Raw genomic sequence first — 15631 nt, 5'->3', positions numbered from 1 at the left:
GTCCTGCGATTCATGACCGCGCTGAACAGTGCCCTACAGACCATGAACACCGGAACGGTGAGGCTCGACAGCCTGGCGCGCCTGTTGTCACAGGCCAACCGGGAATGTGGGTCTGTTGCTGTCGGCGGATACGTCAATGAAGTATCGCGGTCGGCAATCGGTGTAAGGGGTATCTCGGACAAGGTGCAGCTTGGGGATCTCGTGATGATCCGATGTGATCAGCATCTTCATCCCGCCGAAGTGGTGCGGCTTGAACAAACTCAAACATTAATCAAACCATTTGACGACCGGATTACGCCATCGCTCGGCAGCCCGGTGTTTCCCGAAGGCCAGTTTCGTATTGCACCTGCACCAGACTGGAAGGGCAGGGTTATCAATGCGCTGGGCGAGCCGCTCGACGGCAAGGGATTGATGACCACCGGAACCGAACCAGTGCCTGTGGACTGTGCAGCACCTTCTGCGATGAACAGGAACCGGGTGGAAAAAGGCCTGCGAAGCGGCGTCAATGTCGTCGACGTCTTCGTGCCCATGTGTTTCGGCCAGCGTATGGGCATTTTTGCCGGTTCCGGCGTCGGTAAATCCACGCTGCTTGCCATGATGACCAAAGCGGCGGACTTCGACACAGTCGTTCTTGCACTGACAGGCGAGCGCGGCCGCGAAGTGCGCGACATGCTTGAAGACACAATGGCTGGCAAACTGGATAAGACCATTGCCGTTATTGCCACGGGTGATGAAAGCCCGATGATGCGACGGCTTGCTCCCAATACGGCCACTGCGATTGCCGAGTATTTCCGTGATCGCGGCGACAATGTACTTTTGATCGTGGATTCGATTACGCGTTTTGCCCATGCCGCACGCGAAATAGCCATTGCCGCCGGTGAACCGCCGGTATCACGCGGTTATCCGCCGAGCGTCTTCAGCCAGCTGCCGAGGCTGCTTGAACGGGCAGGGCCGGGGCTTGAAGGCCAAGGCACAATTACCGGTCTTTATGCTGTTCTCGTCGATGGCGATGATCACAATGATCCCATTTCGGATGCCATTCGCGGTACTCTTGACGGTCATATCGTTCTCGATCGAACCATAGCGGCTCAGGGGCGGTTTCCGGCTGTCGATATTCTGGGATCGATATCACGTCTGGCACACCATAATTGGTCTCCGGATCAGGCAAAACTTGCGACGGGTCTGCGCAGCCTGATTTCAAGGTTCGAGGAAACGCGCGATCTTCGGATGATCGGCGCTTATCAGACTGGCAGCGATCCGCAGATTGATCAGGCCGTCCATCTCGTACCGCTGATATACGGGACAATGCAGCAGACGCCAGCCTCCCCACTATCTCAGGACCCTTATAGCGACCTTGCCACCGCCTTGCGGCCAACGGAGCCATCATGACAAAACAACAAGCAAACGCGGCAAAACCCGGATCGGTCGATATCGAGACAGCCCTAGCGCCCAAACAACGCGACAAGCGTTTTGACGGCTATCTTAAAACGGCAGGCTTCGGGTTGGCCGTGGTCTCCTTCGTGCTGCCATTCGTCATGTATTACGATATTCTGGATGCGCGCCCAAAGCCCGAGGCTTCCGGTATTCAGGTGCGCGATCCTCTCAACCGTGCCAACCAGAAGGTTGTACGCGAGACAAGGGGCAAGATTGCTTCAACATCACCCAATTCGAGCGAAGAGCTTGATCCGATGACGACAGCTACAACGTCGGAGCTGACAGCTGACAGGTTCGCGAAGATGGAGGATGCCAGCAAACAGCCTTTTCCGGGTAAGCCGCAATTCCTTGTCCGCGAAGTTGTAGGCGGACTGGTGATGATTGAGGACGAAACAGGATATTGGTTCGTCGAGAAGGGCTCACCATTGCCGGATGGCAGCACATTGGTGGCTATACAGCGCGGAGCAGCGCCCGGAAGCTGGAATATCAAGACCTCCGACGGGACTGTGATCGACAGGACGTTCTAGCCAGATCGACTGAAGCTGACGCTGCCGCAAGTCTCACGCAAGCCTGACCACATATATTAAGAGCGGGTTAATCGGTTCGGCTGCGGGGAAGCACATGCAAGGAATTCATCTGTTCGATCTGGCGTCACGTCAGGCCGAGTGGCTGTCAGTAAGGCAGGCAGCGGTTTCAGGAAATGTTGCGAATGCAAATACTCCAGGGTTCAAGGCTCGCGATGTCGAACCATTCCATGACGTCCTTGCCCAGTCGCAACTGACAATGGCGGCCACCAATCCGAAGCATCTGGAAATCGATGCCTCAGGCATTGCGGCAACCGCCCTGCGCAAGGACGCAGTGACCGAACAAAACCACTCCAAGAACACCGTTAACCTCGAAATGGAAATGGTGAAATCCGGCGAGATCAATCGCGAATTCGCGCTCAACACCAGCATCGTCAAGGCGTTTCACCGCATGATGATGTCATCTGTGAAGGCTTAAGCGCATGAGTGATCCGCTACAGGCCGCCCTTAAAGTCGCAGCATCCGGCCTTTCCGCCCAGTCAACACGTTTACGCATCGTTTCGGAAAATCTTGCCAATGCGCAATCGACCGGCAAGACAGCCGGCAGCGATCCCTATCGGCGCAAGACGGTTTCCTTCGCGACCGAGCTTGATCGTACGACCGGCGTCGAAACGGTTAAAATTGCCGAGGTCGGCAAGGATACTTCCGCCTTTGTCGAAGAATATGAGCCAAGTCACCCGGCTGCAGACAGTCGCGGCTATGTCAAATATCCCAATGTCAGCATGGTCGTTGAAATGGCGGATATGAGAGAAGCCAATCGCTCTTATGAAGCCAATCTCCAAGTCGTCAAGCAAGCGCGCGAGCTGATTGCCATGACCGTAGATCTTTTGAGGAATTCCTGATGATAGACCAGCTTCTCAGCGTTTCTACCCGTAACGCCCTTTCCAAACTGACCGAGACTGTCAATAAGGGCGCGCCCGGTGGCACAGCGCCGCTCGCCGCACCCGGTCAGCCATCCTTCGATAATGTGCTTTCACAACTCGCCAGCTCCGTGAGCGGCAAGCTGCAAACCGCAGAAGCTGTGTCCATGAAAAGCATGACGGGCGACGTGCCGACCCGCGACGTGGTCAATGCGGTCATGGACGCGGAACAATCGCTGCAAACCGCGATCGCCATTCGCGACAAGATCGTGCAGGCCTATCTCGAAATCAGCCGCATGCCGATTTAGCTGGATAAGGAATCCCAATGAAAGCGCTCACTATCGCAGCCACCGGCATGAATGCCCAACAGCTTAATCTGGAAGTCATTGCGAACAATATCGCCAATATCAATACGACCGGATACAAGCGCGCCAAGGCCGAATTTTCTGATCTCTTGTATCAGGCAGAGCGGACAGCCGGCGTTCCCAATGCTGCCAACCAAAGCATTGTTCCCGAAGGAGCCATGGTTGGTCTTGGTGTGCAGACAGCTGCGGTGCGCAATCTGCATATACAGGGGCCGCTCAACCAGACCGGAAATCCTTATGATGTCGCGCTGGTAGGCCGTGGATGGTTCCAGATACAGAACCCTGCAGGCGACACCTTATACAGCCGCGCTGGAGCGTTCAACGTTAACGGGACGGGTCAGCTTGTGACCCTTGATGGCAATCTCGTTGAACCGAATATCGTTGTTCCTACCGATGCGATTGAGGTCAAGATCACTGAGAGTGGACAAGTGTTCGCTAAAATGGCGGACCAGACCCAGCTGGTTAATCTGGGGCAGCTGCAAATCGCAAACTTTGCCAATGAAGCGGGGCTGGAGCCGCTAGGCAACAATCTTTTCCGGCAAACGGATGCCTCCGGTGATCCCGTTGTGGGTGTTCCGGGTGATCCGGGCTTTGCAACGTTGAAGCAGAATTATCTTGAAAGCTCAAACGTCGATCCGGTGAAGGAGATCACGGATCTTATCACGGCGCAGCGGGCCTATGAGATGAACTCGAAAGTCATTCAGGCCGCCGACGAAATGGCTTCGGTCGTTTCGAAGAATCTGCGTTGAGGGTGATGATGATAGCCATTGGAGCGATAAAGAATCTGTTGCGGGCCAGTGCTTTTGCCACGGCCTTCTTTGTGGTGTCGTCGGCCCTGGCCGACCGCATAACTTTTATCGTCCCATCGCAGATCATCTATCCCGGGCAGGCCATCGGCGGCAACGAGCTGCAAGAAAAGATGTTCACGATCAAGTCCAGTGCGGCGGGAAGTTATATCCTGTCCGCCGATCAGCTGATCGGCAAGGTCGCGCGCAAGACCCTCCTTCCGGGAAAACCCATTCTGGTTACCGCCGTGAACGAGCCGGATCTTGTTCAGCGCGGAGTTTCCGTTCCAATCGTCTACGATACGGGCGCTCTGGTTATCACTGCCAAAGGCATACCAATGGAGGCCGGCCGTTCCGGTGATTTCGTAAAGGTCCGCAACATTGATAGCGGCATTATTGTAACTGGAACCGTGCTTGCCAATGGAAGCATTCAGGTTGGTATGCAATGAAGCTGCTGCGTGTCCTCATAGCATTTGTCGGCTTGATGCTTGCAGCATCACCCGCTGGCTATGCAGCTGAGCCGTCGGCCAATGCCAAGGACTACAAAACGCCTGGGCAAGCGCGGGCAGCCTTTCAAAAAGAGCTTGATGATGGCCGCTGGGGAGGTGCCTCATCACAGCTTGGCGAGGGTGGAGCAATCGCCCGCTTGAAGGATATCGCCAATATTCAGGGTGTACGCGAAAACCAGCTTGTCGGCTATGGTCTTGTCATCGGCTTGAACGGCACGGGTGACAGCTTGCGCAGTGCGCCCTTTACCGAACAGTCCATGCGCGCCATGCTGGATAATCTTGGCATTAGCCCACCAGCCGGTGCCTCCCGTACCAAAAACATTGCTGCCGTGATCGTAACGGCCAATTTGCCACCTTTCGCTGGGCGTGGTTCGCGGATCGATATTACAGTCTCGTCATTGGGCGATGCGACTTCTTTGGCTGGCGGTACGCTGGTCATGACTCCTTTGGCCGCAGCCGATGGCCAGACCTATGCGGTTGCGCAAGGCAATATGATCGTTTCCGGCTTTACGGCCTCGGGCCAAGCGGAAACCATAACACAGGGAGTGCCGACAAGCGGCCGCATTCCCAATGGTGCGCTGGTGGAAAAGGAAGTCACCGGTAATTTTGGTCATGATGAGCTGATTGTCGAGCTGCGTGAACCCGATTTTACCACCGCGGTACGCATTACCGATACGATCAATGCCTTTGCAAAACGCCGCTACAAGCAGGCTGTTGCCAAAGAGCGGGATTCCAAATCGATCCGCCTGCGTAAGCCTGCCAGCATTTCAGCGACGCGTTTTCTTGCCGAAATTGAGGGGCTTCCGGTCGTCACAGATGAAGTCGCCCGTGTAGTCGTTGACGAGCGGACAGGGACCGTTGTCATTGGCGAAAAAGTGCGCATCTCCCGCGTTGCGATCAGTCATGGCAGCCTGTCAGTGCGCGTGACTGAACGTCCGACGATTGTGCAGCCCGAACCATTTTCGGACGGCGAAACTGCGGTAGAGCCAAATACCGAAATTGATGTAAACCAGACATCGAAAATCGGGGTGCTTGGGGGCACCGATCTGGAAAGCCTTGTCAAGGGGCTGAACCAGATTGGAGTGAAACCACAGGGTATCATCGCGATTCTGCAAGGCATCAAGACCGCCGGCGCCCTCCATGCCGAACTGGTGGTCCAATGAACGTGTCGGGCTTTCTCAAAACATCTGTTGCAGCTCTTGCTTTCAGCCTGGCGCTGCTTTTGCCGGCTTACGGCTTTTCCCAGGAAACAGCCAGAACGCAGGATGATACCGGACAGGAGATTGACCGGTATTGCTCCAATATCACCGACAAGGCCGCCGATGCTCGTTATGCGATGCAAACACGCGAGCTTCAGCAATTGCGTGAGGATATAGATAGCCGTATCGAACTTCTCGACGCCAAGCGTCAGGAATATGAAGTCTGGCTGAAACGCCGTGACGAATTTATCGATAAGGCTGAAGACTCACTTGTCGGCATCATATCCAAGATGCGGCCCGACGCTGCCGCAGCGCAAATGGCACTGCTGGGCGATGAAGCCGCCGCGGCGCTCCTGCTGAAACTCAACCCACGGGTTTCCAGCGTTATTCTCAACGAGATGCCCCCGGAGAAATCATCCAAGCTGGCGCGGGTGATTGTCGGTTCGCGGGTTGTGACGACAAAAGAAAGAACCGCACAATGAAAAAAGCGGCAATGCCGATGGCCTTGGCAAGCGTACTTCTGGTTTCAGGCTGTGCAATGAATCCGCGTGATTTTAATCGACCGCCGGAGATGACGCCGGTCGGCACGGGCGTAGGACACAATTTTACGGTGAGCGACCCATCAAACTACCCGGTACAGCCTCGTCCGCAGAAATACTCGCTGTGGCAGGACAGACAGGCCAGTTTTTTCCGCGATCCGCGCGCCACTAATCCGGGTGATGTGCTGACAGTCGTTATCTCGATTGATGACCGGGCGAAGCTTGACAACAAGTCTGACCGCTCACGCGTCGCTTCGGGCATTTATGGCGCCAAGGCGGATCTGGGCGGGAGCGGAATCTCGGTAAGCAATATTGGCGGCAATTTCGATTATGATTCAGATAGCCGCACCAAGGGCGAGGGCAAGATTGAACGATCGGAGAAAATCGATCTGTCGGTTGCTGCAATCGTGACCGACATTTTGCCGAACGGAAATCTCATCATTCGCGGATCGCAGGAAATCCGCGTCAACAACGAGCTTCGCGTACTCAATGTGGCCGGTGTTGTAAGGCCGCGTGACATTTCAGGATATAATACGATTTCCTACGAGAAGATTGCAGAAGCGCGCATTTCCTATGGTGGTCGTGGTCGCCAAAGCGAAGTGCAACAGCCGCCATGGGGCCAGCAGGTCCTTGATGCGGTCTCGCCGATTTAGAGCCCCACAATGAGCGCTGCCACCGAAGATACCGTTCAGACACGCAAGGCGCCTTCAATGGCTGCCCTGGCAGTTGTCGTCGTCGTGTTGACACTCATTGCCGGTGCGGGAGGCTGGTTTCTTGGTGGTCAACTGGGTCTGGCGGTACCTGTGGCTGCCTCCGGTGCGGCGGAGAAAAAAACTCCGTCGGTGGAGGCAATGCCCGACGGCAGTGTTGTCGTACTGAAGCCGATCCTCACCAATGTCAAAATCCCTCAGGATGTCTGGATCAGGCTGGAGGCAGGATTGATTGTCCGGCCGGGAGAAACAATTTCCGACGAGCTGACAACCGCCGTTTCCGCCGACTTCATGGCCTTCCTTCGCACGGTAAACCTGATGCAGCTGCGGGGACCAGCCGGACTGGAATATTTGAGAACTGATCTGCAGGAACGTGCGCGCATGCGGACTGAAGGCAAAGTCGATAAAGTTTACATCTGGGCGCTGGTGATGGAATGAAAAGACGTTATCTGACGCCGGTGCTTCTGGCCGGGTTATTATTTGGTCTTGGTGGAACGGCCATGGCTCAACAAGCGTCTTTGCTTGAAGGATTGATACCGCAAGGCAGTGCATCATCCAGCGGCCAGATCATCCAGATGCTGGCGGCATTGACCGTTCTGTCGATTGCACCGGGCATTCTCATCATGGTCACGAGCTTTACCCGGTTTGCCATTGCATTTTCGATGTTGCGGGCCGGGCTTGGACTGCAGACTACGCCCGCCAATCTGGTAATGATCAGCCTTGCCTTGTTCATGACATTCTATGTGATGGCACCTGTCTTTGACAGAGCCTGGCAAAATGGTGTGCAGCCGCTGGTCAACAACCAGATCACTCAGGATGTGGCGATCAATGAAATCACCACGCCGTTTCGCGAGTTCATGCTGCGGCAGGTCCGCGACAAGGATTTGCGATTGTTCGAAGACCTGGCCGACGAATCATTTCGCACACAGGCGAATCAAGTTGTTGACCTGCGTATCCTCGTGCCCGCATTCATGATCTCCGAGCTGCGTCGCGGATTTGAAATCGGCTTTTTGATCGTTCTGCCATTCCTGGTGATTGATCTGATCGTTGCAACGCTCACAATGTCGATGGGTATGATGATGCTGCCGCCAACCGTGCTGTCGCTGCCGTTCAAGATACTTTTCTTCGTCCTCATCGATGGCTGGAACATCCTTGTTGGCAGTCTTATCCGTTCCTATTCTTAGCCGGATACAGGTGCGCTAACCAACTTTGAAAAATTAATCATGAACGTTATTGAAACCGTAACATTTTTGGCATACTCATCACGCACATAACGGGTTGTCGCAATGACAATAGGCATGATGCCGTTCCGTTATACCGGTCAGTCCGGTATGTCCCAAATAATATCTCATCAGGGACTTCATCCTATGGCTAGCATTCTTACAAACGCGTCAGCAATGACTGCGCTGCAGACACTTTCCGCAACAAACAAGAACCTTGCAACAACGCAGGACCGTATTGCTACTGGTCAGCGCGTTTCGACAGCTTCCGACAATGCTGCATACTGGTCAATCGCAACCGGCATGCGCACGCAGAATTCGGCTCTTTCTGCTGTTAAGGACGGTCTTGGTCTTGGTGCTTCCATCGTCGACACTGCCTATACTTCATTGACGAAAGCTATCGACCTCGCTCAGAAGATACAGGCGAAATATGTTGCCAAGGAAACTCCAGGCACAGACGGCGCCATCATTGATGCCGACATTGCCCAGTTCAAGGCTCAGATCGTTGAAATGGCAAAGGGCGCGACATTCCAGGGCGTTAACCTGCTCAAGACAGGTGGCACAGCCCAGAACATCGTTACCGGTTACGAGGCTGGCACTGGCGTAACAACCATTGCTGTTGCTGCATTCGATCTCGAAGCTGCTCTCACAGCCGCTACTACATCGGCAACCGTCGGTACAGCCATCGACACGATGAAAGCTGCTGCTGCGGGTCTCGGCTCCGCAAAGACCCGTATCGACACGCAGGTAAGCTTCACCAGCTCGCTGATGGACGCGATTGATCGCGGCGTAGGCCAGCTCGTTGATGCTGACATGAACGCAGAATCAGCTCGTCTGTCTGCTTTGCAGGTTCAGCAGCAGCTCGGCATTCAGGCACTCTCGATTGCCAATTCCGGCAACCAGAGCATCCTGTCGCTCTTCCGCGGCTAATAAGAACAGTTCTGCAAAACTCAATTGGCCACGCTTCGCGCGTGGCCTTTTTGTTTTCTGGCAATGGCTTTGAGCAACGCCACTCTAACTTCGCGCAAGCTTCAGCATCTATGGTCGGCCCAAGGTGTTGCGGTGGGAATTGATGGAAAAGAACCTAAGACAGACTTTTGAGCAGCTGGGCGCAGCGTTGAAAAAGCTTGGAGCCCGGCGGCTTATTGCGCTGGGCATCATCGGCGTGACGCTTTTTGCCACTATTCTTGCCTCGAGTTTTTATCTTAACCGGCCGCAATATGAGACACTCTATGTCGGGCTGAGCCGCGATGACGTTAATCGCATGGGTATGGCCTTAGGCGAAGCGGGCATACCGTTCGATGTCAAGTCAGATGGAACATCGGTTCTGGTGCCATTCGGCAAGGCCGATCAGGCGCGTATGTACCTTGCAGAAAAGGGCCTGCCGACAAGCAACAATGCCGGTTACGAACTTTTCGACAATATGGGCTCGCTGGGCCTCACATCCTTCATGCAGGAAATCACGCGGGTGCGCGCGCTTGAAGGCGAGATATCGCGGACCATTCAGGCCATACGCGGGATCAAGGCATCGCGAGTGCACATTGTCTTGCCGGAGAAAGGCAGTTTCCGTCGCGGCGATCAAGCTCCTTCCGCGTCGGTTGTCATCCGCACCGAAGGCGATTTCGCAATTGAATCCGCGCAATCCATACGCCAGCTTGTGGCAGCGGCTGTTCCGCAATTGACTGCCTCGGAAGTCACGATCCTCGATACGAATGGCAGGCTGCTGGCTTCCAAGGATGACGGCACCAATGCCGGTGCAGTCATGTCCGCCACGCTGGAGCAGAATGTCTCGTCATCTGTTGACGAGAATATCCGCAAGGCGCTTGCTCCCTATCTGGGCGTTGGGCATTTCCAGACGAGCGTCCAGGTGGCACTGGATACGGATCGGCGTCAGACAAATGAGACAGTGTTCGACCCTGAATCGCGCGTCGAACGCTCGGTTCGCGTGGTGCGCGAAAGTGGCGATTCGAAAAATTCCACCAGTGACAATGCGACAGGTGTGGAACAGAACATTCCACAGGAAGAGATTGCCAGCAGAAATGGCGATAGTGCCACGGAAAAGACCGACAAGCGCGAAGAGCTGACCAATTACGAGCTGAACTCGAAGACGGTTTCGACCACGAGCGACAGCTATCAGATCAAGCGTCTTTCGATTGCGGTGGTGGTTGATCAGGCGCGATTGCTGGCGACTGCCGGTGAGACTCCGCCACCGGCCAACTTTGTGGATCAGCAGATTGCCAAGATTACGCAATTGGTCGCAACCGCCGCCGGTCTTGATACCAAGCGCGGCGATGTGATCAATGTTACAGCTGTGAACTTCCTGGAAGCGGCCGACGAGCAGCTGCAACCGGCTTCAACACCCATATCGGAATTGATCTTCCGGCAGACAGGTACGCTCATCAATGCTGCGGCGCTGATTGCGGCGGTCGGTTTGGTACTCTGGTTTGGCGTGCGTCCATTGATGCGTGAAATGAGCAATCAGCAGAATGCTTTGCAGCTTGCGGATGAGCCGGGTTTCGCGGTGCCGGGGCTTGCACCAGCAAACAATCTTCCTGCTGTTGCTGCTGCAAATGCCGAGCAAAGTGCGCCCTATGACGATCTCAGCGAGTTAAGACGCCGCATGCGCGTTCCGGCCCAGAACAGGCTGGAGCAGATGATCGACATGGATGAGGAGCGTGTCGCCGCGATCCTCAAACAATGGGTGCATGAAGCGGCATGACAGCATCCCAACCCAGATCCATTGCCAGCATGCTGACGGATTTCACGCCGCAGCATGTGCCTGCCGATCGCGTGACGGTATTTACCGCACCTGGCGAGCGGATAACAATCAAAACCGATATTGACGATACTCCTGAAGAGGTAGTCGAACTCATCGACTACGAACTTAAGATCAAGGAGGCATTTGCTGCGGGCAGGGAGTCGGGGCAGGTTGAAGCTTCGGTTCTGTTCGAGGCTGAAAAGGTCAGGTTGGAGCGGGAGTTTCAAGAACAGCTTGCCGGAGCTGAAGTGACGTTTCTGGAGCAGACGGGAGCGCGCATTTCAGCGCAATTGGATGAAGGGCTGAAGACGATTGCGTCTGATCTTTCCGGCTCGCTTGCTGCGGTGCTTGTTCCACTGATTGAAGTCAATATGCGGGAACGTGCGGTAAGTGCGTTCGCAAGCGAAATACAGCGACTGACCATGGGATATGAAGGGATTACCGCGAAGATCAGCGGCCCATCGCATCTTCTGGACGTGCTTCGCAACCGGCCCGGCTTTGATCTTACGCGTTTTTCTCTGTCAGAGGCAAACCAGGCAGAGCTGTCCCTGCGGCTTGACGATACGGTTATCGAGACACGGCTTGGCCGTCTGATCGATAGTTTGAGAGATCACATCCGATGAACATTGATCCCGAAACGCATCGCGAAATTGTTATCGTGCGTCGTGGCCGAGGCGATGGCGAAGACAGTCATCACGGCGGTGTCTGGAAGATTGCCTATGCTGACTTCATGACGGCAATGATGGCATTCTTCCTCGTCATGTGGCTCATCAATGCTGCTAACGAGGAAACCAAAGCGGCTGTTGCCAGCTATTTCAATCCCGTAAAATTGATGGACCGTAACGCCAGACCAAAGGGTATTCAGGACTCTGACGAGGAAAAGGGCAAGGTCCGCTTCGAACGTCCCGATTCCACCGATGCGGAAACAAAGAGTTCTCGCAACGACCGTGATACTGAGACGCAGCCAGAACGCGAAGAGCGGCAGATATTCAAAGATCCCTATGCGGTTCTTGCGGAGATCGCCACGGATTCGGGTGTCCTCCAGAACCGGTCCGTCGCGGGTGCCGGTGGCATTAATCGTGCTGGTCCAATGACCGGTGCGGAAGGCGGTGAGGCCTATCGGGATCCCTTCAATCCCAACTATTGGACTAACCGGGCGGATGATGAAATTTTCCCTCTGACGGATAGCCCGCCCGTGCCACCCCCATCCTATGAAAAAAGCGCTAGCGTCAAAAAGGACGCCTCCAAACAGGAGTCGGCAACGATTGAACAGGCATCGCTGGCACAACGGTTGAGCGCTGGCGATATAAAACCCGATCCCGCCGCCAAGTCTGTCGAGGGCAAGAAAGCTGCTGGTCAGACGGGCACGGAAGGCAAGCGGGAGATGAGTCCAGCTGAGATTGCCCAAAAGCTTGCTGCGGAAATCGCAAAGACCGGCATTGCAGATGAGAAAAATGCGCCGGAGGTGACAGTGGTCCCCACCAATGAAGGCGTTATGATTCAGCTGACTGACAAAGTTGACTATGGCATGTTTGCCATTGGCTCGGCAAAGCCTGACAAGCGCGTCGTGCAGGTGCTGGATGAGATCGGCAAGATCATCGCCTCCCGCAAGGGTGATGTTGTCATCAGCGGTCATACCGATGCGCGACCGTTCAAGAGCGATAGCTATGACAATTGGCGTTTGTCCTCGGCGCGTGCCCATATGGCTTATTATATGCTGACGCGGGGCGGTCTCGATGCAAAGCGTATTCTTCGAATTGACGGTTATGCGGATCGCGACCCAAAGATTGCGTCGGATCCCTATGCAGCTCAAAATCGCCGGATCGATATTTTTCTTAAAACGGTTGGCAGATGAGAGTGAGGCACTATCATCTTGTGTTGATACTGGGTTTGCTCGGTTTGATGCAGGCACAGGCGCGAGCGGATATGCTTGCACCAGAGCCATATCTTCTGGTGCGGTCAATGCGCATGTTGCAGGACCAGGTAGCATCTGGAAAGCCGGAAGCGTTGCCGATGCTCAACCGGGTTCTTGCGCATGTTTCGCGTCAGTTTAAAGAGGCCAAACCGGAGGCTTGGGACAAGCCGGCCAATGCCTATGCGCTTTTCATCTATCTGCTGAATGGTGGCAATCCTGATGTTGTACGCGGCATCATTGCCACGCTGAAGCCTGATCAGATCAATCCTAAACTTATCGCCGGATCATTGGCTTATGCAGATGGCGATGCGCTTCGCATTGTCGAGAACTTTCAGGAACTGCCGCCAAATCTGCCAGCAGAACTCAACGCTTCGATCTATTTGGTAACGGCATCTCAACTCGCTTCGATTGATGCGATTACAGCTCTCAAGCGCCTCGACTATATACGGCTGAATGCGCCGGGAACGCTGCTGGAGGAGGCCGCACTGCGCCGCGGTCTCAGCATCGCCGCTGGTCTTGGCGAGAAAGACAAGCTGCTATATCTGTCCAGAAACTACCTGCAACGCTTTGAACGATCACCATATTCGGAAGATTTCTATCGCCAGCTTGTCGACGCCTTACTGAAGCTGAAAGACAAAATCAGCGAGGAGGAAATCAAGGATCTGGCAGTGCTGGCTTGGCCGGGCGCCCGGATGCCATTTTACTTGCGCCTCGCCCGTAGCTCTATTGTTAATGGTGATCTGGTCCGTGCCCGGTTTGCCGCGCGGGAAGCGGAAGAACTGGCCACTGCGCTCAAAGCCGACAACACACAGGCAAGGCTTTACCTTGCTGTGAGCAATGTCGGTTCCGATGAGACCGGAGAAGCGGGCAGAATATTGTCCAGCCTGCCAAAGGATCGTCTGCATGGCCGCGACGTAAACCTACTTGAAGCGGCTATGGCCATGGCGGGGAAAATAACCGAACAACCGCGTGTGACGTCAGCTGCCATGGAGCCCCAAACTATCCCCACGCCAGAGATCGCCACGCAGACGCCGCAAAAGACGCGCCAGCCGCCCGCCGTCGATACGGAAGATGCAATGATTACAGAAACGCGCAAGAAGCTCGATGCGATCGATGCAATTCTTGGAAAGGCCGGGAAATGACGATCGGATCCAATATGCCTTTCAAGCTGAAGTTGCAGACGCCGGTGCGGGCTACAAAGGAAGAGACGCAAGGCAACTTCCAGGAAATGCCTGGAGCCAAAGAGCTGCAACCTAATTTTGGATCGCTTTTGGAGGCCGTCAAGCCACACCGGAAAAGCGTTTTAAACCACATTCCTGGTGACGAAAAAAGCGCTGGGCCAGACAGCCCGCCCGATCACAGGGATGAGGAATCCATGTCGCTTGCACAGAGTGCTTTCACGCAACCAATTATTGCGTTGGAGCAAATGCTGGATAGGCGGCAAGGTGATAAAACCGCTTTTGCCCCCGATACCTTGATTGACCAGCAGAGCTTGCAAGGAGCAGTGTCCGTGACAGATTCGGATGCTGCTGAATTGACGCTGGGAAACGATGACATCCCGCCACAGACAGATGCTGCAGATGTTCTTGCAGACAAAGAACAAGCGCCGAAGCAAGTGCCAGAGCGCTCAGGCAGACTTTCCGTCTCATCCGCGCCTCCTGTATCCGAGCAAGCCCTATTCGAGCCCGCATTGCCAACTCTTGTCTCCGCAAAGCAGCAGGAGATCAATGGCGCCAGTTCTGCCATAGCGTCAAAGGCGGTAAAACCGGAGAAACAGGATCCCAATCCGGTGACGGAGACATTGCAGGACGTGATTGGGGCGTCTAACACGAACACATCCCAGCAGGCTGCTCCTTCATTGCCACAAGCCACGGCAAAACCCTTGATGGGAAATATCGCGATGGTTACGGTACCGGCCAATTCACCGGCTGTCACCGGCATAGAAGTGGTTTCTGATCGCACCACGGGTGCTGCAAGGACGCTGGTCATTCAATTGCAGCCCGTTGAACTCGGCACTGTAACGGCCAGACTGCGCCTGACATCCGAGGGAATGCATATCCAGATTGCGGCGGCGAGCACTGCAATGGCCCAGCACCTATCGAATGATCGTGAGGCCTTGGGCAAAGCGCTGCACCGCGCTGGCGTTACGGATGATGCATCTAATGTCACAATATCCATTATAGACCGCTCGCAGGCAGGTGCAGGAAACCCTCAAGCGGGGCAGCAAAATCTCAATGGGCAAGATCCGCAACAGCTCGGCGCGCGCGGCAATAATCAGGGCCAATCGGGTTTCCAGAATACGCCGGAAGATCGAACGACCCATCAAAGTTTTTCCGCAGACGTTGCACCGGATGACCATGTCGAATTACCGGCAAAGCCAGGCGCTCAAATTCGTCCTTTGCGCGGGCTCGTCGTTTAATTCGCACCTGACTGTCGGTTTGCCTATGCCGTCACCAGTCCGTGGGGACCAGGCCGCGTGCGCGCACGCCATGATTGCACCAAAACGAAGTTGGCAGCGAGGCACTGCGGGGCGGGCAATGAACATCATGCAGAAAAATTATGTTTGCCGGGTAATGGAACATATGACGCAAGCGAGCGCAAAAACTGGACTCCTGGCATGCGCATCTTTTGCAATAAGGGACCACGTTAATACACGGTAATAAAACGTGAATTTTATTTCCCGTTGGCAATTTGTTAAACTTATTGCGTCAGCTTTGCTACAGCCGCCGTGTCGGCTTTTCCCCCAAGTCCAG

At 54.9% G+C, this 15631-nt stretch carries 18 protein-coding genes; all 18 read left to right on the top strand.

The genetic code is table 11. From position 1 onward, the window contains the following. Window positions 1-12: 12 nt before the first annotated feature. The 18 genes from fliI (at window position 13) to fliK (ending at window position 15297) form a co-directional block, all read left to right on the top strand. Entirely contained in the window at window positions 13-1389 is a 1377-nt protein-coding gene (gene fliI / locus AC6CHM_RS16375; protein WP_498173753.1) for a flagellar protein export ATPase FliI, read from the top strand. Next, window positions 1386-1961, top strand: coding sequence for a hypothetical protein (locus tag AC6CHM_RS16370; protein WP_307277253.1), 576 nt, complete (start codon window positions 1386-1388; stop codon window positions 1959-1961). Before fliI ends, AC6CHM_RS16370 begins: the two co-directional genes overlap by 4 nt. 94 nt (window positions 1962-2055) lie before the next feature. Further along, window positions 2056-2436, top strand: coding sequence for a flagellar basal body rod protein FlgB (flgB, locus tag AC6CHM_RS16365; protein ID WP_115054976.1), 381 nt, complete (start codon window positions 2056-2058; stop codon window positions 2434-2436). Window positions 2437-2440: 4 nt separating this feature from the next. After that, entirely contained in the window at window positions 2441-2860 is a 420-nt protein-coding gene (flgC, locus tag AC6CHM_RS16360) for a flagellar basal body rod protein FlgC (protein WP_115054977.1), read from the top strand. Next, window positions 2860-3186, top strand: a complete 327-nt coding sequence (fliE, locus tag AC6CHM_RS16355; protein ID WP_498173752.1) for a flagellar hook-basal body complex protein FliE — start codon at window positions 2860-2862, stop codon at window positions 3184-3186. The genes flgC and fliE overlap by 1 nt, the downstream gene beginning before the upstream one ends. 17 nt (window positions 3187-3203) lie before the next feature. Next, a complete protein-coding gene (gene flgG / locus AC6CHM_RS16350) occupies window positions 3204-3992 on the top strand; it encodes a flagellar basal-body rod protein FlgG (protein WP_115054979.1) in 789 nt (262 codons plus the stop codon). A gap of 17 nt (window positions 3993-4009) precedes the next feature. Then, on the top strand, window positions 4010-4477 hold the full coding sequence (flgA, locus tag AC6CHM_RS16345; RefSeq protein ID WP_498173895.1) for a flagellar basal body P-ring formation chaperone FlgA: 468 nt from the start codon (window positions 4010-4012) through the stop codon (window positions 4475-4477). Beyond that, window positions 4474-5700, top strand: a complete 1227-nt coding sequence (locus tag AC6CHM_RS16340) for a flagellar basal body P-ring protein FlgI (protein ID WP_115054981.1) — start codon at window positions 4474-4476, stop codon at window positions 5698-5700. The genes flgA and AC6CHM_RS16340 overlap by 4 nt, the downstream gene beginning before the upstream one ends. Beyond that, complete coding sequence (locus AC6CHM_RS16335) at window positions 5697-6218, top strand: MotE family protein (RefSeq protein ID WP_440809612.1); 522 nt, start codon at window positions 5697-5699, stop codon at window positions 6216-6218. The genes AC6CHM_RS16340 and AC6CHM_RS16335 overlap by 4 nt, the downstream gene beginning before the upstream one ends. Continuing rightward, entirely contained in the window at window positions 6215-6928 is a 714-nt protein-coding gene (gene flgH, locus AC6CHM_RS16330; protein ID WP_115054982.1) for a flagellar basal body L-ring protein FlgH, read from the top strand. The genes AC6CHM_RS16335 and flgH overlap by 4 nt, the downstream gene beginning before the upstream one ends. 9 nt (window positions 6929-6937) lie before the next feature. Further along, window positions 6938-7423, top strand: a complete 486-nt coding sequence (locus tag AC6CHM_RS16325; protein ID WP_336441444.1) for a flagellar basal body-associated FliL family protein — start codon at window positions 6938-6940, stop codon at window positions 7421-7423. Next, a complete protein-coding gene (gene fliP / locus AC6CHM_RS16320) occupies window positions 7420-8169 on the top strand; it encodes a flagellar type III secretion system pore protein FliP (protein ID WP_115054984.1) in 750 nt (249 codons plus the stop codon). The genes AC6CHM_RS16325 and fliP overlap by 4 nt, the downstream gene beginning before the upstream one ends. Before the next feature lie 183 nt (window positions 8170-8352). Further along, on the top strand, window positions 8353-9135 hold the full coding sequence (locus AC6CHM_RS16315) for a flagellin N-terminal helical domain-containing protein (protein WP_115055116.1): 783 nt from the start codon (window positions 8353-8355) through the stop codon (window positions 9133-9135). A 142-nt stretch (window positions 9136-9277) separates the two neighbouring features. Further along, window positions 9278-10924, top strand: coding sequence for a flagellar basal-body MS-ring/collar protein FliF (fliF, locus tag AC6CHM_RS16310; RefSeq protein ID WP_336441445.1), 1647 nt, complete (start codon window positions 9278-9280; stop codon window positions 10922-10924). Then, complete coding sequence (locus tag AC6CHM_RS16305; protein ID WP_498173751.1) at window positions 10921-11586, top strand: hypothetical protein; 666 nt, start codon at window positions 10921-10923, stop codon at window positions 11584-11586. The genes fliF and AC6CHM_RS16305 overlap by 4 nt, the downstream gene beginning before the upstream one ends. Further along, window positions 11583-12818, top strand: a complete 1236-nt coding sequence (locus tag AC6CHM_RS16300; protein WP_115054987.1) for a MotB family protein — start codon at window positions 11583-11585, stop codon at window positions 12816-12818. Before AC6CHM_RS16305 ends, AC6CHM_RS16300 begins: the two co-directional genes overlap by 4 nt. Further along, the gene (locus tag AC6CHM_RS16295) at window positions 12815-14020 is read left to right on the top strand and encodes a MotC family chemotaxis protein (RefSeq protein WP_337353404.1); all 1206 of its coding nucleotides are present in this window, start codon (window positions 12815-12817) and stop codon (window positions 14018-14020) included. The genes AC6CHM_RS16300 and AC6CHM_RS16295 overlap by 4 nt, the downstream gene beginning before the upstream one ends. Beyond that, window positions 14017-15297, top strand: coding sequence for a flagellar hook-length control protein FliK (gene fliK / locus AC6CHM_RS16290; protein WP_498173750.1), 1281 nt, complete (start codon window positions 14017-14019; stop codon window positions 15295-15297). The genes AC6CHM_RS16295 and fliK overlap by 4 nt, the downstream gene beginning before the upstream one ends. The last annotated feature ends 334 nt before the right edge of the window (window positions 15298-15631 follow it).

This window comes from Phyllobacterium sp. GQ127 (genome assembly GCF_059758635.1).
The sequence above is the reverse complement of the archived record's forward strand: the minus strand, read 5'-3'. Positions and strand labels throughout refer to the sequence as shown.

Excerpts from the sequence above, each read along its gene's own strand:
- fliI (WP_498173753.1), top strand. The coding sequence starts at position 13 with ATGACCGCGCTGAACAGTGCCCTACAGACCATGAACACCGGAACGGTG.
- AC6CHM_RS16370 (WP_307277253.1), top strand. The coding sequence starts at position 1,386 with ATGACAAAACAACAAGCAAACGCGGCAAAACCCGGATCGGTCGATATC.
- flgB (WP_115054976.1), top strand. The coding sequence starts at position 2,056 with ATGCAAGGAATTCATCTGTTCGATCTGGCGTCACGTCAGGCCGAGTGG.
- flgC (WP_115054977.1), top strand. The coding sequence starts at position 2,441 with ATGAGTGATCCGCTACAGGCCGCCCTTAAAGTCGCAGCATCCGGCCTT.
- fliE (WP_498173752.1), top strand. The coding sequence starts at position 2,860 with ATGATAGACCAGCTTCTCAGCGTTTCTACCCGTAACGCCCTTTCCAAA.
- flgG (WP_115054979.1), top strand. The coding sequence starts at position 3,204 with ATGAAAGCGCTCACTATCGCAGCCACCGGCATGAATGCCCAACAGCTT.
- AC6CHM_RS16340 (WP_115054981.1), top strand. The coding sequence starts at position 4,474 with ATGAAGCTGCTGCGTGTCCTCATAGCATTTGTCGGCTTGATGCTTGCA.
- AC6CHM_RS16335 (WP_440809612.1), top strand. The coding sequence starts at position 5,697 with ATGAACGTGTCGGGCTTTCTCAAAACATCTGTTGCAGCTCTTGCTTTC.
- flgH (WP_115054982.1), top strand. The coding sequence starts at position 6,215 with ATGAAAAAAGCGGCAATGCCGATGGCCTTGGCAAGCGTACTTCTGGTT.
- AC6CHM_RS16325 (WP_336441444.1), top strand. The coding sequence starts at position 6,938 with ATGAGCGCTGCCACCGAAGATACCGTTCAGACACGCAAGGCGCCTTCA.
- fliP (WP_115054984.1), top strand. The coding sequence starts at position 7,420 with ATGAAAAGACGTTATCTGACGCCGGTGCTTCTGGCCGGGTTATTATTT.
- AC6CHM_RS16315 (WP_115055116.1), top strand. The coding sequence starts at position 8,353 with ATGGCTAGCATTCTTACAAACGCGTCAGCAATGACTGCGCTGCAGACA.
- fliF (WP_336441445.1), top strand. The coding sequence starts at position 9,278 with ATGGAAAAGAACCTAAGACAGACTTTTGAGCAGCTGGGCGCAGCGTTG.
- AC6CHM_RS16305 (WP_498173751.1), top strand. The coding sequence starts at position 10,921 with ATGACAGCATCCCAACCCAGATCCATTGCCAGCATGCTGACGGATTTC.
- AC6CHM_RS16300 (WP_115054987.1), top strand. The coding sequence starts at position 11,583 with ATGAACATTGATCCCGAAACGCATCGCGAAATTGTTATCGTGCGTCGT.
- AC6CHM_RS16295 (WP_337353404.1), top strand. The coding sequence starts at position 12,815 with ATGAGAGTGAGGCACTATCATCTTGTGTTGATACTGGGTTTGCTCGGT.
- fliK (WP_498173750.1), top strand. The coding sequence starts at position 14,017 with ATGACGATCGGATCCAATATGCCTTTCAAGCTGAAGTTGCAGACGCCG.